Raw genomic sequence first — 22,380 nt, 5'->3', positions numbered from 1 at the left:
GAAAAAACCGACGCCGGACCACGATTCCGGCGTCAGCTATTCACAACCCGGTCTGTAAGGCTGCTGAAAGCTTCCCTCTCTATATTCAGCAGCCTCAACAGACGGATAACCGGGCCCACCCGGAGACACGCCTGATGAGCGAGCTTTTTTACAACGCCGTGCCGAATGCGACCCGCGTCGCCCCGCCACTGCCCGAACCTCGGCAATACCCTAGCGAGAAACCGGCACGGGTCTACCTGTTCGGGACCTGCGTGGTGGATTTGTTCTATCCGGAAGCCGGGATGGATGCGATCCACTTGCTGGAGCGTGAAGGCATTCGGGTCGAATACCCGCAAGGACAGAGCTGCTGCGGACAACCGGCCTACACCTCGGGCTACACCGAGCAGGCTAGGACCGTGGCGCGCTCGCAACTGGCGCTGTTCGCCGGAGACTTTCCGGTGGTGGTGCCGTCGGGATCCTGTGCCGGGATGTTGCGCGAACACTACGCCGACTTGTTCAAGGACGAGCCGCAGACGTTGAAGCAGGTTCAGGCGCTGGCGGCCCGGACTTATGAACTGGCCGAGTTCCTGTTGTTCGTCTGCAAGGTGCAGCTCAAGGACAGCGGTGCGCCGGTAAAAGTGGCGTTGCACACCTCGTGTTCGGCACGTCGTGAAATGAACACCCACTTGCATGGCCGCGAGTTGCTGGCGCAGCTGGGCAACGTGGAACGCGTCGATCACAGCCACGAAAGCGAATGCTGTGGCTTCGGTGGGACTTTCAGCGTCCGTATGCCAGATATTTCCGGCGCGATGGTGGCTGACAAAACAAGGTCGTTGAAGGAATCCGGCGCACACAAGGTACTCAGTGCCGATTGCGGTTGCCTGATGAACATCAACGGCTCGCTGGAGAAACAGAAGGAAGCGTTGCGCGGCCAACATTTGGCCAGTTTCCTTTGGCAGCGAACCGGAGGTGCTCTATGAACGCTTCCGCGATTATTCCTACGGTTGCCGTGGAAGAAGATTTTCGCACCCGGGCTCACAAGGCATTGGGTGACAAGCAGCTGCGAAATAACTTTCGCACTGCGATGGATTCTCTGATGACAAAACGGGCAGCGTCCTTCAGCGATGCCCATGAAAGAGAACATTTGCGATCGTTGGGCAATGCTGTCCGCGCCCGTGCTTTATCAAAGTTGCCCGACCTGCTCGAGCAGCTTGAACAGAACCTGACCCGCAACGGTGTGACAGTGCACTGGGCGGAAACGGTGGACGAGGCCAATGGCATCGTTCTCTCGATCATCCGCGCTCACGAGGGGCGGCAAGTGATCAAGGGCAAATCGATGGTCAGCGAAGAGATGGAGATGAACCATGTCCTCGAAGCTCAAGGCATTGAATGCCTGGAGTCGGACATGGGGGAGTACATCGTCCAGCTCGATCACGAGAAGCCTTCACACATTATTATGCCGGCGATCCACAAGAATGCCGGTCAGGTCGCGTCCTTGTTTCACGACAAACTTGGCGTGGAGTACACCAAGGACGTTGACCAACTCATTCAGATCGGTCGCAAAGTCTTGCGACAGAAATTCTTCGAAGCGGACATCGGCGTCTCCGGCGTCAACTTCGCCGTGGCCGAAACCGGCACCTTGCTGCTGGTGGAAAACGAAGGCAACGGACGCATGACCACCACGGTGCCACCGGTGCACATCGCCGTCACCGGCATCGAAAAAGTCGTGGAAAACCTGCGCGACGTGGTACCGCTGCTGTCGCTGTTGACGCGCTCGGCCCTCGGCCAGCCAATCACCACCTACGTCAACATGATCTCCGGCCCGCGCAAGGCGCATGAACTCGACGGCCCGCAAGAAGTGCATCTGGTCCTGCTCGACAACGGCCGCAGCCAGGCCTTCGCCGACAGCGAATTGCGCCAGACCCTGAACTGCATCCGCTGCGGCGCCTGTATGAATCATTGCCCGGTCTACACTCGAATCGGCGGTCACGCCTATGGGGAGGTTTACCCTGGGCCTATCGGAAAAATCATCACCCCGCACATGGTCGGCCTGGCGAACGTCCCGGACCATCCGAGCGCGTCGTCGTTGTGTGGCGCCTGCGGTGAAGTTTGCCCGGTAAAAATTCCGATCCCGGCACTGCTGCGTCGCCTGCGGGAAGAGAATGTCAAAGCCCCGGACAGTCCGCATCAAGTCATGCGCGGCCAGGGCAGCAAGTATTCGCGCAAGGAACGTTTTATCTGGAACGCCTGGGCCAGACTCAACAGCTCGCCGACGCTGTATCGTCTGTTCGGCTTTTTCGCCACACGGCTGCGCGCCCTGGCACCGAACAATGTTGGTCCGTGGACGCAAAACCACAGCGCACCGAAACCCGCTGCCCGCTCACTGCATGACATGGCCCGTGAACATCTGGCCAAACAGGGAGATCGTTGATGAGCGCCAAGCAAAACATCCTCGCCAAACTACGGAAAAGTCTGACAGGCACCACGCCGGTGCCTGACGCGTTCGACGTCGAGCTGGTGACAGCGCCTTATACCTACACCGCCGAACAACGCATCCCACAACTGCGCAAACTGATGGAAGCGGTGCACACCGAAATCCACCTGACGTCCGGCGAAGGTTGGCCGGCGCTGCTCGCACAGTTGCTGCGAGACCGCCAGTTGCCGAGCTTGTTGATCGCACCGACTACGCCTCACGGCCAACGCGTCACTCAACACTGGGCGAACAATCCAGGCCTGCCGACACTCAAGTCCTACGACCGCCCGGTTGAAGAGTGGAAAGCCGAGCTGTTCAACGACACCCCGGCCAGCCTGACCACCACCCTCGGTGCAATCGCCGCCACCGGCAGTCTGATTCTCTGGCCGACACCGGAAGAACCGCGCTTGATGAGCCTGGTGCCGCCGGTGCATTTTGCCCTGCTGAGGGCCAGTGAAATCCGCGACAACTTCTATCAGGTCCAGCAGGAATTCAATTGGGCGCAAGGCATGCCGACCAACGCCCTGCTGGTGTCCGGCCCGTCGAAAACCGCTGACATCGAGCAAGTCCTGGCCTACGGCGCGCACGGTCCGAAAGACCTGGTGGTTTTGATCCTGGAGGACCAATGACTCTACCGGCGGCTTTCCTGCGAGATGCGCAGCAACTGATTCCCCAAGAGCGACGCTTCGACGACCCGTTGTCGACATTGGCCTTCGGCACCGACGCCAGTTTTTATCGGCTGATTCCGAAACTGGTGATCCGTGTCGAGTCCGAAGACGAAGTGGTCGCGCTGCTCAAACTGGCGCAACGTGACCAGGTCCCGGTGACCTTCCGCGCGGCCGGCACCAGCCTGTCCGGCCAGGCCATCAGCGATTCGGTGCTGATCGTGCTTGGGGATAACTGGAACGGGCGCGAGATCCGCGGCCAAGGCACGCAAATCCGCCTGCAACCGGGCGTGATCGGCGCGCAGGCCAACGCCTGGCTGGCGCCGTTCGGGCGCAAGATCGGTCCCGACCCGGCCTCGATCAACGCCTGCAAAATCGGCGGCATCGTCGCCAACAACGCCAGCGGCATGTGCTGCGGCACGGCGCAGAACACCTACCACACGCTGGCCGGTATTCGTCTGGTACTGGCCGACGGCAGCCGTCTCGATACCGAAGATGCGGCAAGTGTGGCGGCGTTTCGCCAGAGCCATGCTTCGCTGCTCGAGCGTCTGGCAACATTGGGCCGCGAGACCCGCGCCAATGCCGAACTGGCCGCAAGAATCCGCCACAAATACCGTCTGAAAAACACCACCGGCCTGTCACTCAATGCGCTAGTGGATTTCGACGAGCCTGTGGATATCTTGAGCCACTTGCTGGTGGGCTCCGAAGGCACGCTCGGCTTCATCAGCGCGGTGACCTACGACACGGTCATCGACCACCCGAACAAGGCCTCGGCGCTGATCGTGTTCCCGGATGTAGAAACCTGCTGCAACGCCGTCACCGTGCTGAAAAGCCAACCGGTGTCAGCGGTAGAACTGCTGGACCGGCGCAGCCTGCGCTCGGTGCAGGACAAACCCGGCATGCCGGCTTTCGTACAACAGCTGTCGAACAATGCCTGCGCGTTACTGATCGAATCCCGCGCCGCATCGTCCACATTGCTGCGCGAGCAACTGGCGCACATCATGGCGTCATTGACCTCGTTTCCCGTGGAGAAACAAGTCGATTTCACCGAAGACCCGGTTGAGAACGCCCGGCTCTGGGCAATCCGCAAAGACACCTTCCCTGCCGTCGGCGCGGTGCGTAAAACCGGCACCACGGTGATCATCGAAGACGTGACCTTCCCGGTTGAACAGCTGGCCATCGGCGTAAACCGGCTGATCGAACTGTTCGACAAACATCACTACGACGAAGCAATCCTTTTCGGACACGCACTGGAAGGCAATCTGCACTTCGTCTTCACCCAAGGCTTCAACAACCCGGAAGAAGTCGCACGCTACCAAGCGTTCATGGACGACGTGGCGCAGTTGGTGGCAGTGGAATTCGGCGGCTCGCTGAAAGCCGAGCACGGCACGGGTCGCAACATGGCGCCCTTTGTCGAGCTGGAATGGGGCAGCGATGCCTATCAACTGATGTGGCAACTCAAACGGCTGCTCGACCCTAACGGCATTCTCAACCCGGACGTGGTGCTCAGCGAGGATCCGCAGATCCACCTCAAGCACCTGAAACCGCTGCCGGCCGCAGACGAGATTGTGGATAAGTGCATCGAGTGTGGTTTCTGCGAACCGGTCTGCCCGTCAAAAGGCCTGACCCTGAGCCCGCGCCAGCGCATCGTGATCTGGCGGGACATTCAGGCGAAGAAACGCGCAGGCGTCGACACCTCCGAACTTGAAGCCGCCTACGAATACCAAGGCATCGACACCTGCGCCGCCACCGGTTTGTGTGCGCAGCGTTGCCCTGTAGGCATCAACACCGGCGAGCTGGTGAAAAAGCTTCGCAGCCGCAAGGCGACGCATACGAAAACCGCCAACTGGCTTGAAGGAAATTTCGCCACCGCGCTGCAAGGTGCACGCTTCACCCTGCATGTCGCCAACGGCGCGCGGATGCTGCTGGGCGCACCGCGCCTGGCGAAGATTTCGGCGACGCTGACTAAGTTGTCCAAAGGCCAGGTCCCGCAATGGACCAACGCCATGCCGCAGCCGGAAAAAGCCATTCGCTTCAGCCCGGTTGTAATGGATGAGCGCCCTCGCGTGGTCTATCTCGCGGCCTGCGTCTCACGGGTCATGGGCCCGGCGGCGGGCGATAAAGAGCAGATGTCGCTGTACGACAAAACCCGTGGGCTGCTGGAAAAAGCCGGTTATCAGGTGGTGTTTCCGGACAATCTGGACAACCTCTGCTGCGGCCAGCCGTTCGCGTCCAAGGGCTATGCCGAACAAGCCGAACACAAACGCCAGGAGTTGATCGGCGCATTGCTCCACGCCAGTCGTGGCGGACTCGATCCAATCTATTGCGACACCAGCCCCTGCACCTTGCGCCTGGTTCAGGACCTTGGCGAAGTTCGACTGGACCTGTACGACCCGGTGCGATTCATCCGCACCCACTTGATGGATCGCCTGGATTTCACTCCGCAGGAAGCGCCGATCGCGGTGCACGTCACTTGCAGCACCCAGCACCTTGGCGAGAGTCAGGCGCTGATCGACCTGGCGCGCAGATGCAGCAACAACGTGGTCATTCCCGAGGGCATTCACTGTTGCGGGTTTGCCGGGGACAAGGGATTCACCACGCCGGAGTTGAATGCTCATTCGCTACGCACGCTCAAGGATGCGGTGCAGCAGTGCAGCGAAGGGATTTCCACCAGTCGCACTTGTGAGATCGGATTGACGCAATACGGCGGAATCGATTATCACGGACTAGTCTATTTGGTGGACCGGGTAACGCAGGCAAGGGGCACGCAAGAAAAATAGAACCCTGACGCGCTGCCATAGTCCACTCATTAAGCCCGGACATTGCCGGGCTTTACCAAAACTCGGCAGCCCGTCCTGACGGCCAGCGATGCCTGGACCCTCAGTTCAAGGAGATACACATGAAACGTTCTGTACTGTTAGGTCTGTTCGTTACTGCCTCACTGATGGCGTCCACCTCGTTTGCCGCCGAAAAAGATCTGTGTACGACCAACTTGCAAACCATCGAAAATGCCAAGGCACAGATTCCACCGGATATGACTGAACAGGTCATGGAAAGCGTCAAAAAAGCCCAAGCCGATCATGCAAAAGGCACCAAGGAAGGGACTGACGATTGCATCGCCGAGACCAACCAAACCATCCAGGATCTCAAGAACGCGAGCAAAGGCGGGAAATAATCCCGCTCAGGGCCAACCCTCGGGTTGGCCTTGTTGGCGCAATGGCTCCACCCAATATGAAGCAAACCAAAACCCGCCTATTGCGGGTTTTGTTTCCTCTGGGGGTTTGGCAATCCCCTTTAGTGCCATTGCTCCTATCAAACAGTTTTTTCATAGCCTTTTTTGCAAAAACCGAATTCCTGCGCAGCGCCGTAGTCTTTTAAGTAGGCCCCATCAATCGTGGCTTGTTTTCGGACCTCGGCCGAGCCCCGCTCATATGGCAGCACCGAGACCATCAGTTCTAGGAGATATCCATGAAACGTACCGCACTCGCTGGTCTGTTCATTTCTGCTGCAATGTTGGCCTCTCCGGTATTTGCTGCGGACAACGACCTTTGTACGAGCAAACTGCAGGAGCTCGAAGCCAAAGTGAATACGCTACCAGCGACCTCCACCAACGCACCGGAGATCAAAAGACTGCTGGCCAGCGCCAAAACTTCAAAAGCCGCCGGGGACGACAAAAAATGCGCCACCGAGGCCATCCAGGCATTGGCGCTGACAAACTGAGCAACGAACCCAACCCATAATCACTCGCGGCCAACCTTCGGGTTGGCCTTCTCACGCGTTTGGCGTACACTGCGCAGGCTTGTTGCTCACCATGATTCACAGAGCAACAGGCTCGGGGCCGTTTAGGATTCGACGCCGGTTGCGAAACTTTAGGTGCATGCCGAGTTGGTAACAGAACTCGTAAATCCACTGTTGCAACTACTTATAGTTGCCAATGACGAAACCTACGGCCAGGAATTCTCTCTCGCTGCGTAAGCAGCTTTAGATCCTGAGCTTCTGGTACCTTCGGGTCCAGCAATCACCAGGGGATGTCTGTAAACCCAAAGTGATTGTCATATAGAACAGAATCGCCGTGCAGTACGTTGTGGACGAAGCGGCTAAAACTTACACAACTCGCCCAAAGCACCCTGCCCTTCGGGTCGCTGAGGGTTAACTTAATAGAAACGGCTACGCATGTAGTACCGACAGCGGAGTACTGGCGGACGGGGGTTCAAATCCCCCCGGCTCCACCAAATACGAAGCAAACCAAAACCCGCCAAGTGCGGGTTTTGTTGCATCTGGGGGTTAGCGATTTTTGGTTAAACACAAGCGGACCTATGCTGGCGTCCTACCCGCAAGGATGCCGCCATGAAACTCAACGTACTGATCGTCGCGTTAACCCGTTCCCTGACGTCCGGCTGTGCGCACTACAACGACCGCACCACTGACACCAATAAGAACGGGCGAACTGCCTGTGATACCGAGCCCAAGAATCAGGCGGGCTGCTATACGAAGCAGTCGAAGGGCTGGAATTGGGGCGGGTTGAAGTTTGGGGTTGGGGCTTCGGACAAGGCCTGGAGTCCTACAGACGCCATGAATCTTGGGAATGTTTCCGACAGGTCCTGGCGGTTGTCGGGTAGGAAGATGAGCGGATAGGCTTTGTCGGTCGCTGCACATCAACGACCGGGCCTGGAAACCCGAGGTAGGAGCTATTCAGTAGTCCAGACGAGATACGGAGCTTCCCAATGTCGAAAGAAAAATTACCCACTCCCGAAGCCGATGACGTTTCCCCCTACGAATCCCTCGATTCAAAAAAACTCAACGAAGCCGCTGACCGCGCACTCAATCACTACCTCAATCCCTCCGCCCTGAAATCCCCCGTTTCCCGCAAACCGAGCACGATGTTTCTCATTGCGCCGGATATCAAGGACGAAGACCTGCTCGCCCATACCTGTGAATCGTTGGCCCAGGCCAGTGTGATGGCGGGTGATTTTGCGGGGTATCTGGAAGGGCCGCATCGGCACACGGCGATGGCGATTCAGCAGATTGTGATGCTGGCGGAACTGGCGGTGAATCGGATGCTGGATAACGTTGTCGTGCCGAAATCTGCGCCACACAGTTGATTCATTGTGGGAGCGGGCTTGCTCGCGAAAGCGGTGTGTCAGTCACATCCATGTTGAATGACAAACCGTATTCGCGAGCAAGCCCGCTCCCACATTGAATTTTTGCCGTACACAGATTTTGTGTTCGCTGGAGATCACCTGTAGGAGCGAGCCTGCTCGCGATGGCGGTGTGTCAGTCGACATCCATGTTGAACAAACAATCGCTATCGCGAGCAGGCTCACTCCCACAAAAGCAGTCCGGTGCGTGGTTGGGAGTTAAAGGACTTTCAAATCCACCGACACATGCCCCCGCGTCATCCGCGAATACGGGCAGAGCTGATGCGCAGCCTCAGCCAGTTCCCGTTTCACCCCCTCCTCCAACCCGGGAAAATTGACGTTCAACCTGACCGCCAATTGAAAGTCCCCAGCACCGGTTTTACCCAGATCCACCTCGGCATCCACCGACGTGTCTTCCGGCAATTTGATTTTCATCTTGCCCGCCGCCACCTGTATCGCACCGATGAAACAGGCGGAATACCCCAGCGCAAACAGTTGCTCCGGATTCGTGCCCGGCTTGCCCGAGCCGGGCGAGCTGAATTTGACGTCCAACTCGCCATCGCTGGATTTTCCGGTGCCGGTGCGGCCGCCGACGGTGTGGGTTTTTGCGGTGTATAGGACGGTTTCCAGTGCAGTGCTCATGATCGTGACTCCTGATTGGAAGCAACAGATGATGGGGCCGGGAGTTCAAGCCTAGCAGCGCAACCCAGACTCACAAGTGACGTCAGTCGGACGAAAAAAAGGCACTGAGCGGGTAACCGCCAGTGCCTTTTTCACGCCCGAAACAACCGTCAGCGAGACAACATAAACGTGTCGTACTCCAGATCTTCCAGCGCCGTTGAAAGCCTGTGTAAACCCAGCAATACACAGATCAGCAACGACAGCGTAAACCCGTACCCGAAGAAGCTTGGCCCCAGGTACATGCTGAACAGCGTCAGCATCGCGTTCAACACCGCAAACAGCACACACAACTCAAGCACTACGGTGCGCTTGTCGAGGTAAAAGAACACGTTGAGCAACGCCATGAACACCACTTGAATGCTCACACCGATCAGGTCGATGTAGAACAGCGGCAGGTAATAACTGGAGATGCCCAGCCAGTCCAGCAGGCGCGGCGCGAACAGGAACAACAGCACCGCCGTCAGCCCCTGGACCTTGCAGATTTCCAGCAGACCCTGGCGGATCGACAAGGTCATTTCGGTTTTGAGCTGCCCGATGTGCTGCAGGGTTTCCCCCTCGCGGATCGCCCGGAACAAGCGGTCGTACCACTCCGCAAAATCAGTCTCGATGCGCACCAGGAACACCGCCATGCCAGGGATGATCGCCAGGTACGCGAGGAAGATCGGCAAGTCGTAAAGGATCGAGGCGCGCAGCGGGCCGACGATTTCGTTGGAGGTACCGGGATTGAACCAGAACAGGAATTTGTCTATCCAGATCCCCAGGTTGTAGAAGAAACCGGTGGCGAGCAGGCTGAGGAACACGTTGCGCCGGTCGAGGAAATCGAAGGCGATCAGTTTCTCGGCGCGGTACTCGCGCAGGATGTCGTAGAGGAACAGAAACAGCAGCGTGCTGTGCCCGATCAACAGCGCCAGCAGCAAGCCCGGCATCTGCAAAAAGCTCAGCAGGTAGGCGCTCGCGACCATCAGCGTGTAACCCACCAGCATCACCAGCAGAATGCGGTTATAGGCCTTCATCCCCGAGAGGAAGATGATCACCAGCCACAAGTTGCACAGCACCACGAAGTTCGCCAACACCAGCACGCGGTAAATCAGCGGCTCGTCGAATAACAGGCCCAGCACCACAATGCCCAGCAGTCCGGCGCCGAGGGTGACCAGCAACAACACGCCCAACAGGTTGGGCAGGATCTGATCGTACTTGTGCTCGAACAAGCGGTCGGAGACGAAGCGCGTGAAGAACAGCTGCAAGCCGCCCGTCAGGATCAACGAGGTGGCCATCAGGTACGTCACCGTCACCAGGAACTGCCCGACCAGCATGTTCGGCAGCAGCAGGCCGATGCTGATGATGCCCACCAGCATCACGCTGATGATCGACAACACCCACGGCCCGGAACTAATCAGCCCGGCGTAGACGTAGGCGTGCAAGGTCGCGGTGTAGGAATCGCGGGAAAGGATTTTTCGCAGTTCAAAGCCAATACCGGCCATTTAGCTGTTCTCCATGGCGGCTTGATACAGGTCGCGGTAACGCTGCAGCATCAAGGCTTCGGTGTAATAACGAGTAACCCGCGACAAGCCGCTGGCCTGGGCGGCCTGCCAGCGGCGCGGGCTGCGCAACAGTTCAAGGATCGCCGTGCATGTGGCTTGTGGGTCGGCAATCGCCACCACTTTGCCGGCGTGGCCGAGGTCGCGGTCTTCAGCGCTGCCGCCTTCGATCAGCTCGCGGCACGATCCCACGTCGCTGCTGACCACCGGCGTACCGGCGGCCCAGGCTTCGAGGATCACCAGCGGCTGCGCTTCACTGATCGAGGTCAGCACCATCAGGCCGAGTTTCGGCAGGATGTCCTGAATGCGCTGGAAGCCAAGAAAATGCACCTTGCCCTCCAGGCCCAGACTGGCCATCAGGCTGCGGCATTCGCTGACGTATTCCGGGTCTTCTTCTTCCGGGCCGACGATCCAGCCTTCGGCTTGCGGCATGGCGCTGATCACGCCGCGCATCGCCCGCAGAAAGGTTTTCACGTCCTTGATCGGCACCACACGGCCGATCAAACCGACCACCGGCGCGATGCCGTGAGCGCGGGATTCCAGGGCCGCGGTCCAAACCGGCAGGTCGATGCCGTTCGGAATGACTTGGGTGCGGGCCGCGAGGGCGCCGTCCTTGATCTGCCGCTGACGGTTGCCGTCGTAGAGCGCGATGATGTTGTCGGCGCTGTTGTACGTCAGCTGGCCGATGCGCTCGAAGAAACGCACCCACAACGTGCGGATGTAACCCGAGCCGGCATCCAGGCTGCGGTTCAGCGCCTGACCGGAACTCTCGGCAATCCAGCTGGCCTGGGCCAGGTCGATCTTGCGTTCCTTGGTGTAGATCCCGTGCTCGCTGAGCAAGTAAGTGCAGTTCCAGCGCTGCTTGAGGATGCAACCCAGAAAGCCCGCATACCCGGTGGAAATCGAATGCAGCACCCGCGCTTTCGGCATCCGTTGCGCGGCTTCGGCGAGCATCAGCAACGGCGACTGCATCGCGCGCAGGGTCCAGAAATAATTGACGAAAGACGGGTCGGCGCAATGCTGGCGATAACCTTCGCTCAACGACTCCCAACTGGCCCGGCTGCGCAGCACGTCGTCGAGGGTCATGCGGCCCTGGGCGATGCAGTCGAGCAAGCGTTCGCCCAGGGCCGGGTCTGGCGCGTCCGGGTGATGCAGGAAGCGATATAAATCCTGCAACTGCTGTTCGTCGGCCTCGCGAGGCACCACCAGTCTGCCGGTCGGATGGGTCGCATCTTCGAGAAACACTTCTTCGATGTGCAGCACGTTCACCGGAACTTCGTAGCGACGGGTCGGATAGGCCTGACGCTGGCCGCCGATGAACATCACCGAAAAGGTCAGTTCCGGCAGGCCGAGGATCATCTGGTGAATCCAGCTGGAAACGCCGCCACGCACGTAAGGCCAGGTGCCTTCGAGCAGCAGACAGATGTCGGCAACCGGTGCCTGTTCCTTGTGACTCATGTCCAGCTCCTGACCAATGCGGCGAACGGCGGCCGCTGACGGGTTTCCTCGGGAAGACGGGCGAGCAAACCGGGAATTTCGTGGTAACGACCGGCCTCGAACGCCAGCTCCGCACGAAACGGCAGCACCTGCGCCGCGCCCATGCCGTTCTCTTGCGCCTGACTCAGCAGCACTTCGGCACGCTCGACGTCACCTCGCTCCAGCGCAATGCGCCCGGCCAGCAGAAACAGCTCACCGCCCTCGCCCGCTTTCAAGCCTTGCTCGGCATGTTTGCTGGCCTGGGTCAGCACATGGTCGAGCACACTGCCTTGCGCCAGGCCCAGGTACGCCAGCTCCCAATACCAGCGCGCCAGCCTGCCGTGCAGCGCTCCCGCCGCCTTGGTGTTGGCGTCGGTCAGTTCGCCGAGTGCGATCTGGATGTGCAGGTTGATATCGCTTTCCTGCTTGTCGAGCATCGAATACGCCAGCAGGCGCACATCGTCACTTGGGTCACCGAGGGCCAGTTTGAGGATCGGCACCGCTTCTTTGCCGGGCATGCGCCGAGTAGCCAATAGCGCCGCCAGACGCTGATCCGGATCGGGCGCATGCCGTAAAACATCCTGCAAACCGCCATCGGCAAAGATCGGCGAGTGCAGTTGCAACTGCGCGCGGAACGGCAGTTTCGGGATGCCCACCGCTTGCCACGCTTGCTTGTCGCGTTTGCGCGGCAGGTACAGCGCCGGGAAGATCGCCGCCACCACGCCGACCGCGCCGAGTACTGGCACGAAGAACGCCAGGCTGAAAATAAACAGCGGGCTCCACGGCAGCGGCGAACGGTAACGCGCCGGCAGCAACAGCCACACGGCCGCGCACAACATCACGCACGCCAGGCCGTGGCTGAGGGTAAACACCAGCAATTGTTGTAACTCGGGCGCCGCGAGCCACAAGCTGGCCCAACTGCCCGCCTCTAACAACAAGGCTCCGCTAAACAGCCACTTGCTGATCATTCAGGCCACACTCGTTGAACAGGAAATTACGCAGCCCGTTGCGTTCACAGCCAGGCTCCAGGTTGAACGGCAACACGCGCACGCCGAGGCTGTCGAGGCTGCTTTCAATGCCAAAGTGCTCGTGCAACATCAGGTTCATCCGCGCCAGATAGCCTTCGGTGCCTTGCGGACTGGTCAACGGCAACAGCACCAGCAACAGCTGATGATCGCGGTTGTTACGCAGCGGCAATTGCAGGTCGAGGCCACGCTGGCTGCGTTCGAACAGACGCGACAGCTCTTCGTTGGGACGGGTCATTTCGAAGGCAAAAAGACCGGCCGCCAGTTTGTGCTGCTCGACATCCACCAGCGAACGCTTGAGTTGCAGGGTGAACTGCTGCGCATCGGCGTCGGCCAGTTGCAGCACTTGCGGGTCGCGGCGCAGCAGGTCGGCGATGTGCCCGGCGAGTAACGCCAACAGGCTCAGGGTGCGATCCTGGAACGCGAAGAACGGCATCTGCCGCACCGCCAGAATGGCCAGCAAACGACCTTCGGCATCGATCAGCGGAATACACGCCTGCAACGACGAGAACTGCGCCGAGCTGCCGGCATCAATCAGTTCCTGCCGCACGCTGACCAGCTCACCGCGCTCCAGGCACAACTTGACCAGACCGTCTTCGGTGCCCAACGGCCCCATGATGCCGATGGTCGCCAGAGCTTCGGGCAATACGTTCTCTTCACGCTCATCGACGCGATACAACCCGGCCACGCGCAGCGCACCGTACTGTCCGAGCATGGCCACGATCGGGTCGGCCAGCGCGGCCAGTGCATCGCCTTCGTCCGGCATCACCCGCAGCTTGTCGCGCAAGCCCAGCAAGGAGCTGCGCAAACTTTGATCGCTGCCCGCTACACGCTGCTCCAGCAGGTCATGGGAGACCCGCAGAATCTGGTGCGCGCGGGTGAATTCGTCGAGTCGATACTGACGGTAATCGTTGGCCATCTGCAGACGCTGCAAGCGCCGTTCCCACAGATCGCGAACCTCGCCCACCAGCATGCCGCTGACCAGCACGCCGACAATAAACGACGGATCCAGCTGCGCGTAGGCTTCATGCCCGATATAGCGAAGCGCAAACAGTGCCGCCACCAACAGGCTGGCGCTGAGCAAGCCGCGCACGAACCCGTAGCGCACGCCCAACAGCAGCGGCGCCAGCACCGGCCAGGGAAAACCGGCGTGCATTTGCAACGGGTCTTGCGGGGTCAGCCACAAGCCCAGGCCAATCGCCGCGCCGGTGACCAACAGCGTTTCCAGCCAAGACACCGGGCCGCTGGCACGCGGCGCGAGGCTGTAATCCATGTGAGGAGAATTCATTGCATTCACTCGAACCGAAGGGCGCCAACAAGTGTGTCGAGCACCGTTTGCGCGGTGCCGGCGAGGCTTTCACGGGACCAGCCCGCACGCGCGCCGCTTTTGCTCCAGAGCACACGACCGCTGCTGGCTTCGAGCACGCGCAGGCTGATGCCGACTGCCGGTTCGCCATCCAGACCGTTCTTGTACTGCCACTCTTCAACGCTGCCGGCGACCACATAATCGAGCTTCTGATCACGGGCCCAATCGAGGGCTCCGGCCAGGCGTTCGTTGTCGTCCATCAGTGCTTGTTCGCCCTGAGTACTGCCCGGGTAAACCCGTGGTTGCAGACCGTGGCTGCTGAGCACGCTGAGCAGGATCTGCTCGGCGCGTTCGCCGGCTTGCGGGGTTTGCGAGTAGTTGATCATCGGCACAGTGCCCCACTTCGCAGTACGCGAAAAATCAGGGCTGGTGTCGCCGGTGAAGCTGGCGCAACCGGCGACGAACAGGACGGCCAGAGCCAGGCTCAGATTACGAATTGCTTGCATCAGTTTTTCTCCCGTAAACATTTCATGATCAGCGTCCGAATCGCACGCCGTAGCTCACACCCAGTGTTCCGCCTGCCTGACCGTCCCCGCCTTGTGGCGCGGATTGGTAGCCGACGGTGAGGGCCAATTCGTCACCGCCCAGCACTTCGACGCCGATCCCGGTGTTGATGCCGTAGTTGAAGGTTTGATCCAGCCATTGCCAGCCCGCCGTCACGTCCACCAGCCAGGTGTATTGCGGGCGAGTGCGCACCAGCGCGCCCGGCAAACCGCGACGCCATGAACTGCCGACATACAGTTGGCCGTAACGGCTTTGCAGCAGATCGTTGGCCGTCACGACCGCGGGGTCGTCCGAGTCATCAACACTTTTCACCGGGCCGTCGTTGGCGCTGGACAGATAGTCCAGGGTGCGGTCCTTGACGTTGTTGTGCTGATAATCGACACCACTGCGCACGGTCCAGTTAGGTCCGGCAAATTCCAGCGTGTGGTTGTATTCCATCTTCAGCGCCTGGCCGTTGCCCAGAGAATCGCCCGCACGAGTCGAGAACGATTTCTGTGCCACTTCCCAGCTGATCTGATCCCGCGCCGAGAGCCCGTGACGACCGCCGACCCACAGGCTGTCGTGCTGGCCGAAAGCGCGCATCAAGCCGCTGTCTTCGCTTTTGCGATTCCAGTCCAGGCCGGTCTCGATCTGGTCACTGGCGCCCAATTGCCAGGTCCGGGACACACCCAGGCCATTTCGGTCGTCGTCATCGCGCTGACTGGTGTCGGCGAACAGTTTGTAGCTGCCGTCCTCCACGAATCGTTGCAGGGTCAGGGCGGCGTTACGCTCGTCACCCATGCGCGATTCGATCAGCTGATCGCTGTTGTAAGTGCCGTTCTCCAGCTCAAGATTGGCGTACCACTGATCGCCAAGGTTGTGCGCCACTTGCAGACGCGGGGCGTTGAATTCCAGGCCACCGAAATCCTGTTGATGCCAGGACAGCTGCGCGCCTTGCGGCGTCAATTCCTGCAGCTCAACAGCCTGACGGCGCAACTGCTCGCGCACGGCGGCCGGTTGATCGTCATCCAGGGCGGACTGACTGAGATCGAGGGCTTCGTCGAAGCGGCCGAGACGACTCAAGGCCTGGGCGCGTTGCGCCGGATTGAGGTCGCTACTGGCCAACAGCGTTTCGACTTGCGCCTTGTTACGGCTGCGCAACGCCTGCTGGATTTCTTCGTAACGCTGGACCTTCAAGCCTTGGCTGCGCGCCCACTCCAGCCACTGGTCTTTCTGCGATTCCTGGTTCGTCGCGTCGAGACGCGCCAGCAACCGCTCGAACCACAATTGCAGCATCGCCGGCGAGCCGTCCTTCCACTTCGCCACTTCCTGCTGCGCCTTGGCCGGCGAACAACTGCTGGCCATCAAGCGCAACCAGATCGCATAACGCTGGGACGATGGCTGAATGTTTTCGCCTTCGGGACTGCGCAGCAGCTTCAAGCGCAAGCGTTGCGCCGCGTCCTGATAACCGGCGCTTTCGAGGGCATCGGCGTAGGCTGCGCGCACCAGCCAATCCTGTGGACTGGTCTTGAGGTACATGCGATACCAGGCCAACGCTTCGGCATCACGCCCGAGCATCTGGCTGGCACTGGCGAACGGCAGCCAGAGGATTCGGTCCTGACGCGCCTGGGGTTTCCATTCGGTCAGCAAGGGCTTGAGCGCGGCGGTGTTGCCTTGATCGACGTACAGCCACATCAGGCGCTCGCGGAACAGGTTGTCATCCGGGAAACGCGACAGGCCCAACAGGTACAAGCGCTGCGCCTCGTCGATATTTCCCTGCTGCACCGCCAACGCACCGCGAATCGCCAGCACTTGTGCTTGCTCGTTGGCATCCGGGTGTTGCTCGGCGTCTTTGAGCAGCGCGACCACTTGCGGCCAGTCCTGCAATTCCTGGGCTTGCTGCAATGATTCAACCAGACGCTGCGGATCCCGGGTGCGGTGCCAACTGCCGACCATCATGGTCAGCGCCCGCTTCGGATCGCTGGTGCGATACATCGTAATCAGCTGACTTTCGTCGCCGCTGTTGAGCGAGCCTTTGAGGGCGAGGAGTTTTTCCAGGGAAACCTGCAACTCGCCGTCGAGTTCCAGATCCCAAGCCAGTGCCGCGCGCAAGCGCCAGTAGCCCGCATCGGTGATCTTGCGGTTATCGACCTGCAACACGTCCCACGCCGCCTGATTATCAAACAGCTTCAGGTCGGTATTGGCCCAGTCGATGCGCTCGGTCATGGTCAGCGCGAAGCGTTTCGAGTAACGCTGGTAAACCTCGGCTTTCTGCGCGAACTGCCCGGTGTTTTCCAGGTTTTGCAGCAGGCGTGACCAGGCCAGACGATGCGCCGGGTACTTGCGCAAGTAGGCGCGCAACCAGGCTTCGGCTTGCGTCGGCGTGCCGCGGGATTCGTGAGCGTAGATCAGCGCATCGAGTTCAACGTCGGTCAGTGCACGTTGCTCCATGATCTCGGCGAGCAAGGGAATCGCTTGGTCAAAGTCGTACTGCTGGCTCGCCAGACGCCAGGCGTGTTCACGGGTTTGCGGGTCTTCGTGCAGTTTAAGCAGGCGAATCCAGTAGCCCAAGGCAGCCTGACTGTCGCCACGCCATTCGCCCAGATGCGCCATTTGCTCAAGCAACGCCAAGTCATCCGGGTGCTCAGCCACCAGCTGCTGACCACTGTCCCACGCACCGGCCAGGTCGCCGAGGGCCAGGCGCATGCTGAATTCCTTGCGCAGAATCTGCGGGTTGTCCGGCTGCAACACCCGCCACTGATCCAGAAAGCGCTGCGCCAGATCAAAGCGCTTGCTGCCAACGGCAACGTCGACGCCCTGCTCCAGCCATGCCGAATCGGTTTGCGGATCCTTGAGCTGATCCAGTTCATCGGCCAGTACGCGCGCGGCCTGTTCACCACGGCCGGCGGCCAACAGACTGTTGAACGCCAGTTGCGCGTATTCACGACGCTCGGACGCTTGCTGGCTGTCTTGCTTGAGCAGCAGATAAATGTCGGCGGCGCGGCCAGGTTGCTCACCGGCCAGGTACCACTGCGCGGCGGACTTGAGCGAAGCGATGCGCTGGCCTGGATCACGATCGGCGATTTCTTCGTAGACGCTGGCCGCAAACGCCGGCGCCTGTAGCGTGAGCGCCAGCTTGGCCAGGTTGTGCAATTGCGGCAGCGGCAACAGGCGGTGATCGAAGCTTTGCAGGCGCTCGATCAAGGCTTTCTGCGCGATCGGATCATTGGCTTTCGCCGCTTCCAATGCATCGAGTTCCAGCCGGTAATAGGCCTGCAACTCGACGACCGGTTTCGGCCAGTTCTCGAGGTGCTGACGCGCTTTCGGGTAGTCGCCGAGACGAATCAACAGATCGACCAGTTGCAAGCGCAGGTGATCGTCATCCGGGTGCGCGGCCAGTAGCAGTTCGGCGTAATTGGCCGAGACCGCATCCGGCTCGCGGCCATCGGGCTGGAACACTTCTTCGCGCTGGAACGTCAGCCACAACAGGCCGCCCACTGCGACCGCTACCACCGCCAATGCCCAGGGATTGAGCAGGCGGCGGCTTTTAGTTGCAGAGGAGTTAGATGCAGTAGAGCTGACCATGACTCACCTGCTTCATTGGTAATTGAAAAGTCCACAGGCCGGCGGATGCCTTGCCTGCAAAAGTTTGCCCATCCACTTCCACCCGGCAGCTGCTCGCCGAGCGCACGGAGAAGGTCAGGTCGACTTGCCCGGTAAACGAAAAGCTCACGCGTTTTTCATCCACATATTTCCAGTCCAGCAACGGCAGGTTGGCCTCCTCCAGCGCCGGCCGTTCATCCCGATCGGGACGCAACACCAGCAACGCCTGGTCGCTGCTCAACGCCACATACCGGCCTTGCGGCAAGTCACGAACACCGGCGACGCCTTGCGAACGCAGCAGATCCGGCCAGCCCATTTGCGGGTCGAGTCGAAGGGTACGCAGTGCGTCCATGCCGCGAACCTGCCAGTCGCCCTCGGCGGTGCGCGCCAGACTGGCCTGATACAAACCGTGCACACGATCGAGGTAGTCGCTCATCCACAGCGACATCGGCTGCTGGTCCTTCATGTAGCCGTAAATCTCGTTCATCGCCTTGATCGAGGCTTGCTTGGTGCTCGAATAGAAGTGGTAATACAGGTGCAGACCGCGCAAGCGCCGTGGGCTGTCGGTGAGTTCGAAGGTATCGATCACATCGCGGAAACCGTAATACGGCCCCTTCCACAGGTTGGTGTAGAGGTTCTCGTTGATGATCGGCGCGTAGTACTGCAAGCCGCCTTCGGTGGGGCGCAGTAATGGATTGAGGCCGGTCAGCGACGGATTGGCCTTGGTCAGCAGGGTCTCGGCGCCGTTGACGTTTTTCAGACCCGCGTCGTAGGCCAGCTTCAGGGTCGCTGCCGAGGGCAAGGCATCGCCCGGCCAGAAGACCAGCTTCACCGGTTTTTCCGGGGTGGTGAGCTGCTGGTTGATGTAATCGCGCGAGCCAAAAATCTCGCGACGGAAATCGATTTTGTCGTAGCCCGGGATGGCCATTTTCAAGCCGTATTCCGGGTTGAAATTCTCACGTTTCTGCGCCACTTCCGGCTGCATGAAAAACGGATGGCTGAAGGTGTGGGTGGCGACTTCGACTTTCGGGTTGGCAAACAACTCACGGGCAATGGGCTCCAATTCGCGAGCCAGGAACGGGAACATGCCGCGCGGTGAAATCTCGCCTTCAACGATCGACACCGAGGTCAGGAACGGGTTGGGTCGAATGAAATCGTCGAGCACCTGCTTGCCGGCATACGGCGTGCCGCGCACTTCGGCGCGCGACGGAAAACCATCGCCGTCGATGTGCACGGTGGCGATGCGGCGGCCGTTTTCGGTGGTCGTGTCGGGGCGTGGCTGAACCGGCAGACGCAAGCTGGCCTGGAGGAAAGCGAACGGATCGAGAATCCAGCGGCTGCGCTCGTTGTTCGTTTCAAGAAGGTAGGGCGCAAGGGCGACGCCGCCCCAATCGGCTACCGCCACCGGGGCAAATGTCTGGCCGTCGGCAGCGGTCAGCAGTAACGCGGCTTTCGGACCTTTGGGCAGCAGGGAAATCGCGGTCAGGTCACGGGATCGGGGCTGTACCGGCGCTTCGAAGGCGCCGATCAGCGCCTTGTCCTGATAACTGATGGTCAAGGCCTGAGTGCCGATCGGCGCCGAGCGGTTCAAGCCCAGGCGCTTGAGCAGCAGCGGGTCTTGAATCGGCAGGCCGGAAAAGAACACCACCGGAACCTGTTCGTCCAGACGTTTGCCGATCCAGCTATTGAAAGCCGACGCGTCCTGCGGCGGGCCGCTGGTCATCCAGGTAACGATCCCGGCGTACAAACCGCTGAAACGGTGCTCCGGCAGCGAACTGTCGACGGGCAGGTAATCGACCCGGTAGCCTAGGTATTCGAGCAAACCGCCGAGCAAAGTGTGCCCGGCGTTGCGCACCAGATCGCCTTCGCGCGGATCGTAAAGCAGCGCGATTCGGCGCGGCTGGATTTCGATGCTGCTGATGCCCATCGAGTCCAGCTCAGGCGTACCGATGTAGGGAATGAAGCCCTCTTCGCGCAGACGCGCGGCCAGTTTGCGCGCTTCATCGCGGCGTTCTGGCGGCAAGTAGTCGATGGCGACCAGCGGAATGCCTTTGGCGCGCAACGGCTGGATCTGCGTTTCCAGCCACTCGCGGTCGGCTTCCGGTACAGGGCGATAACGCTTGGCGGAAGCGTCCCAGCCGGCGTGAATGGATTCGATCGCCACCGCGGCGGCCACGCCATCGAGGTCGGGCAACACTTCAAAGCCACGGTTGAAAAACAGCTTCAGGTTAGGCTGACGCTGGTGCAATTCCCGCAGGAAACCGGCGAGTGCCAGACGCTGTTTTTCTCGCGCCGACTCCGGCAGCAACTGGAAGCTGTCGAGGGTATCGAGAAACAACCCGGCGTAGCCTTCGGCCTGCAATGCCTTGGCTCGGCCGAACAGGTGTTCACGCCAGGCGGGCGCCGTGAGGTCCATGACTTGGCTGTCCCACGCGCCATTACGCACTGGGCTGACCGCACCGGTGAGGGAGGCTTTGTCGAGTTCGGCCTTGCCGCCATTGAACTCGCCCACCGACAGGTAGGCGAACGGTTGGCTGCCCAGTTTGCGCAGGGTTTTGACGTCGCCCGCGGTCATATGCCCCGGCTCGACCACCGACCAGTCGAACTGAGCCAATTCTGAAATGGGCGGTTGATCGGCGTACCAGAAAACTACGCTAGCGGGTTGCGGCAATGCAGCGGCCTGGACGGTGGGCCCGCTCACGAACAACGCTAAAGCGGCGAGCAGCCGATTAGCGGCCGCGCGGACACGCGTCCTGCGAAAAACGATTTCCATAACTCACTCTTGAATGGACTGAACCGATACTGCTTGGATGTCGGACAGTGAAACCGGCCGGGTTACAGGCTGCGAATAAGCTGCGACAGCCCCTTGCCGATGGCGGTCGGTTCCGGAAGCTTGAAACGCTCCAGCAGGCGACTGTTGTTGGCGCGCGAATGGCGAATGTCGCCTTGACGTGGCGCGTGATGAATCACCTTCAACGGGCTGCCGGTGACGGTGCCCAATTCGGCAATCAGATCGTTGAGGCTGGTGGAACGACTCAGGCCAACGTTTACCGCGCCGGGGGCCGGTTCACTGACTTCCAGGGACTGCACGAGAATGCTCACCAGGTCCTGGACATAGACGAAGTCGCGGGTCTGCGAACCGTCACCGAAAATCGCCACCGACTGCTCGGCCATGGCCAGCTTGGTAAAGATGCTGATCACGCCGGAGTACGGCGATGACGGATCCTGGCGCGGGCCGAAGATGTTGAAGAACCGAAAGATCATCGGTTCCAGGCCATGCTCGCGGCGATAGAAATCAAGGTATTGCTCGCTGGCCAGTTTGTCGCTGGCATACGGCGTGAGCGGGGATTTTGGCGTGTCTTCGTGAATCGCCGTGCCTTCGCCGTTGTTGCCGTAGATGGCCGCGCTGGAAGCAAATACCACGCGCTTGATCCCGGCCTTCACCATGCTTTCGCACACGTTTAGGGTGCCGACGAAGTTGCTTTGATGAGTGCTGACCGGATCATCCACCGACGCTTGCACCGAGGCCACCGCGGCCAGGTGAACGACAGCACCGCAATCTCGCATGGCCTGCGCCACGACGGCGCCGTCCGCGACATCACCAATGACCAGGTTCAGATTGGCATTATCCATCGGCAGATTGCTGACCTTGCCGGTCGACAAATTATCCAGCACGCGAACCTTGTAGCCTTTGCCAAGCAACGCTTCTACAAGGTGCGAGCCAATAAACCCTGCACCGCCAGTCACCAGTATTCGCTCAACAAACATGAAATATCTCCCTGAACATTAGAGCGGATACGAGTGATTAAAGTCCGCCGGTTCTATGGCGCAAGGCCATCAAAACGCGGCTGATAATGGGAGATCGGATTGGCACTGTCAATACTTTGTCTAACTTATCGCCGAGCGGTGTTTTCCACTAAAAACGTCATTTATTTGGCGACATTTATTGGCTA

The 22,380-nt window shown here is 60.1% G+C and carries 17 protein-coding genes and 1 other RNA gene; 9 read left to right on the top strand and 9 right to left on the bottom strand.

The genetic code is table 11. The features are described from left to right. Positions 1–134: 134 nt before the first annotated feature. From ACA051_RS03905 to ACA051_RS03865, 9 genes are all read left to right on the top strand, one after another. Positions 135–959 carry a (Fe-S)-binding protein gene (locus ACA051_RS03905; RefSeq protein WP_497373590.1) on the top strand — a complete coding sequence of 275 codons (825 nt, stop codon included), beginning with the start codon at positions 135–137 and terminating at the stop codon, positions 957–959. After that, on the top strand, positions 956–2,410 hold the full coding sequence (locus ACA051_RS03900) for a LutB/LldF family L-lactate oxidation iron-sulfur protein (RefSeq protein ID WP_497373588.1): 1,455 nt from the start codon (positions 956–958) through the stop codon (positions 2,408–2,410). The genes ACA051_RS03905 and ACA051_RS03900 overlap by 4 nt, the downstream gene beginning before the upstream one ends. Beyond that, entirely contained in the window at positions 2,410–3,081 is a 672-nt protein-coding gene (locus tag ACA051_RS03895) for a LutC/YkgG family protein (protein ID WP_497373586.1), read from the top strand. The genes ACA051_RS03900 and ACA051_RS03895 overlap by 1 nt, the downstream gene beginning before the upstream one ends. Then, on the top strand, positions 3,078–5,897 hold the full coding sequence (locus ACA051_RS03890; protein ID WP_497373584.1) for an FAD-binding and (Fe-S)-binding domain-containing protein: 2,820 nt from the start codon (positions 3,078–3,080) through the stop codon (positions 5,895–5,897). Before ACA051_RS03895 ends, ACA051_RS03890 begins: the two co-directional genes overlap by 4 nt. Positions 5,898–6,016: 119 nt before the next feature. Then, complete coding sequence (locus ACA051_RS03885) at positions 6,017–6,292, top strand: PA2433 domain-containing protein (protein WP_497307910.1); 276 nt, start codon at positions 6,017–6,019, stop codon at positions 6,290–6,292. Between the two features lie 293 nt (positions 6,293–6,585). Further along, entirely contained in the window at positions 6,586–6,837 is a 252-nt protein-coding gene (locus ACA051_RS03880; protein ID WP_094469201.1) for a PA2433 domain-containing protein, read from the top strand. A 114-nt stretch (positions 6,838–6,951) separates the two neighbouring features. Further along, positions 6,952–7,349: a transfer-messenger RNA gene (gene ssrA, locus ACA051_RS03875) on the top strand. A 115-nt stretch (positions 7,350–7,464) separates the two neighbouring features. Then, positions 7,465–7,752 carry a hypothetical protein gene (locus tag ACA051_RS03870; protein ID WP_497373582.1) on the top strand — a complete coding sequence of 96 codons (288 nt, stop codon included), beginning with the start codon at positions 7,465–7,467 and terminating at the stop codon, positions 7,750–7,752. Between the two features lie 89 nt (positions 7,753–7,841). After that, entirely contained in the window at positions 7,842–8,219 is a 378-nt protein-coding gene (locus ACA051_RS03865; RefSeq protein WP_497373580.1) for a DUF6124 family protein, read from the top strand. 255 nt (positions 8,220–8,474) lie between these two features. Here the strand turns inward: ACA051_RS03865 and ACA051_RS03860 are convergent, their stop codons facing one another. The 9 genes from ACA051_RS03860 to ACA051_RS03820 all read right to left on the bottom strand — a co-directional run bounded on the left by ACA051_RS03860 (position 8,475) and on the right by ACA051_RS03820 (position 22,195). Continuing rightward, positions 8,475–8,897 (bottom strand): organic hydroperoxide resistance protein, encoded by a 423-nt coding sequence (locus ACA051_RS03860; RefSeq protein WP_497307805.1) that lies wholly within the window; start codon positions 8,895–8,897, stop codon positions 8,475–8,477. Between the two features lie 149 nt (positions 8,898–9,046). Next, the gene (pelG, locus tag ACA051_RS03855; protein WP_403104609.1) at positions 9,047–10,417 is read right to left on the bottom strand and encodes an exopolysaccharide Pel transporter PelG; all 1,371 of its coding nucleotides are present in this window, start codon (positions 10,415–10,417) and stop codon (positions 9,047–9,049) included. Continuing rightward, positions 10,418–11,932, bottom strand: a complete 1,515-nt coding sequence (gene pelF, locus ACA051_RS03850) for a GT4 family glycosyltransferase PelF (RefSeq protein ID WP_497373578.1) — start codon at positions 11,930–11,932, stop codon at positions 10,418–10,420. Next, entirely contained in the window at positions 11,929–12,918 is a 990-nt protein-coding gene (locus tag ACA051_RS03845; protein WP_497373576.1) for a tetratricopeptide repeat protein, read from the bottom strand. The genes pelF and ACA051_RS03845 overlap by 4 nt, the downstream gene beginning before the upstream one ends. After that, positions 12,896–14,263: a PelD GGDEF domain-containing protein gene (locus ACA051_RS03840; RefSeq protein WP_497307797.1), complete on the bottom strand. Its 1,368-nt coding sequence runs from the start codon at positions 14,261–14,263 to the stop codon at positions 12,896–12,898. Before ACA051_RS03840 ends, ACA051_RS03845 begins: the two co-directional genes overlap by 23 nt. A gap of 5 nt (positions 14,264–14,268) precedes the next feature. Continuing rightward, complete coding sequence (locus ACA051_RS03835) at positions 14,269–14,787, bottom strand: penicillin-binding protein activator LpoB (RefSeq protein WP_497307795.1); 519 nt, start codon at positions 14,785–14,787, stop codon at positions 14,269–14,271. A 28-nt stretch (positions 14,788–14,815) separates the two neighbouring features. Further along, positions 14,816–18,409 (bottom strand): tetratricopeptide repeat protein, encoded by a 3,594-nt coding sequence (locus ACA051_RS03830; RefSeq protein ID WP_497373574.1) that lies wholly within the window; start codon positions 18,407–18,409, stop codon positions 14,816–14,818. Beyond that, entirely contained in the window at positions 18,387–21,200 is a 2,814-nt protein-coding gene (locus ACA051_RS03825; RefSeq protein WP_497373572.1) for a bifunctional glycoside hydrolase/polysaccharide deacetylase family protein, read from the bottom strand. Before ACA051_RS03825 ends, ACA051_RS03830 begins: the two co-directional genes overlap by 23 nt. Before the next feature lie 62 nt (positions 21,201–21,262). After that, positions 21,263–22,195 (bottom strand): NAD-dependent epimerase/dehydratase family protein, encoded by a 933-nt coding sequence (locus ACA051_RS03820; protein ID WP_497307789.1) that lies wholly within the window; start codon positions 22,193–22,195, stop codon positions 21,263–21,265. Between the last annotated feature and the right edge of the window lie 185 nt (positions 22,196–22,380).

Source organism: Pseudomonas sp. LBUM1669 (assembly GCF_059695705.1).
Note: the sequence above shows the minus strand (reverse complement) of the source record. Positions and strands in the feature narration are given on the sequence as shown.

What these genes read in the sequence shown, in the direction of transcription:
- ACA051_RS03885 (WP_497307910.1), top strand. Translation starts at nt 6,017, where the DNA reads ATGAAACGTTCTGTACTGTTAGGTCTGTTCGTTACTGCCTCACTGATG.
- ACA051_RS03820 (WP_497307789.1), bottom strand. Translation starts at nt 22,195, where the DNA reads ATGTTTGTTGAGCGAATACTGGTGACTGGCGGTGCAGGGTTTATTGGC.
- ACA051_RS03840 (WP_497307797.1), bottom strand. Translation starts at nt 14,263, where the DNA reads ATGAATTCTCCTCACATGGATTACAGCCTCGCGCCGCGTGCCAGCGGC.
- ACA051_RS03825 (WP_497373572.1), bottom strand. Translation starts at nt 21,200, where the DNA reads ATGGAAATCGTTTTTCGCAGGACGCGTGTCCGCGCGGCCGCTAATCGG.
- pelG (WP_403104609.1), bottom strand. Translation starts at nt 10,417, where the DNA reads ATGGCCGGTATTGGCTTTGAACTGCGAAAAATCCTTTCCCGCGATTCC.
- ACA051_RS03890 (WP_497373584.1), top strand. Translation starts at nt 3,078, where the DNA reads ATGACTCTACCGGCGGCTTTCCTGCGAGATGCGCAGCAACTGATTCCC.
- ACA051_RS03830 (WP_497373574.1), bottom strand. Translation starts at nt 18,409, where the DNA reads ATGGTCAGCTCTACTGCATCTAACTCCTCTGCAACTAAAAGCCGCCGC.
- ACA051_RS03900 (WP_497373588.1), top strand. Translation starts at nt 956, where the DNA reads ATGAACGCTTCCGCGATTATTCCTACGGTTGCCGTGGAAGAAGATTTT.
- pelF (WP_497373578.1), bottom strand. Translation starts at nt 11,932, where the DNA reads ATGAGTCACAAGGAACAGGCACCGGTTGCCGACATCTGTCTGCTGCTC.
- ACA051_RS03905 (WP_497373590.1), top strand. Translation starts at nt 135, where the DNA reads ATGAGCGAGCTTTTTTACAACGCCGTGCCGAATGCGACCCGCGTCGCC.
- ACA051_RS03880 (WP_094469201.1), top strand. Translation starts at nt 6,586, where the DNA reads ATGAAACGTACCGCACTCGCTGGTCTGTTCATTTCTGCTGCAATGTTG.
- ACA051_RS03845 (WP_497373576.1), bottom strand. Translation starts at nt 12,918, where the DNA reads ATGATCAGCAAGTGGCTGTTTAGCGGAGCCTTGTTGTTAGAGGCGGGC.
- ACA051_RS03835 (WP_497307795.1), bottom strand. Translation starts at nt 14,787, where the DNA reads ATGCAAGCAATTCGTAATCTGAGCCTGGCTCTGGCCGTCCTGTTCGTC.
- ACA051_RS03870 (WP_497373582.1), top strand. Translation starts at nt 7,465, where the DNA reads ATGAAACTCAACGTACTGATCGTCGCGTTAACCCGTTCCCTGACGTCC.
- ACA051_RS03860 (WP_497307805.1), bottom strand. Translation starts at nt 8,897, where the DNA reads ATGAGCACTGCACTGGAAACCGTCCTATACACCGCAAAAACCCACACC.
- ACA051_RS03865 (WP_497373580.1), top strand. Translation starts at nt 7,842, where the DNA reads ATGTCGAAAGAAAAATTACCCACTCCCGAAGCCGATGACGTTTCCCCC.
- ACA051_RS03895 (WP_497373586.1), top strand. Translation starts at nt 2,410, where the DNA reads ATGAGCGCCAAGCAAAACATCCTCGCCAAACTACGGAAAAGTCTGACA.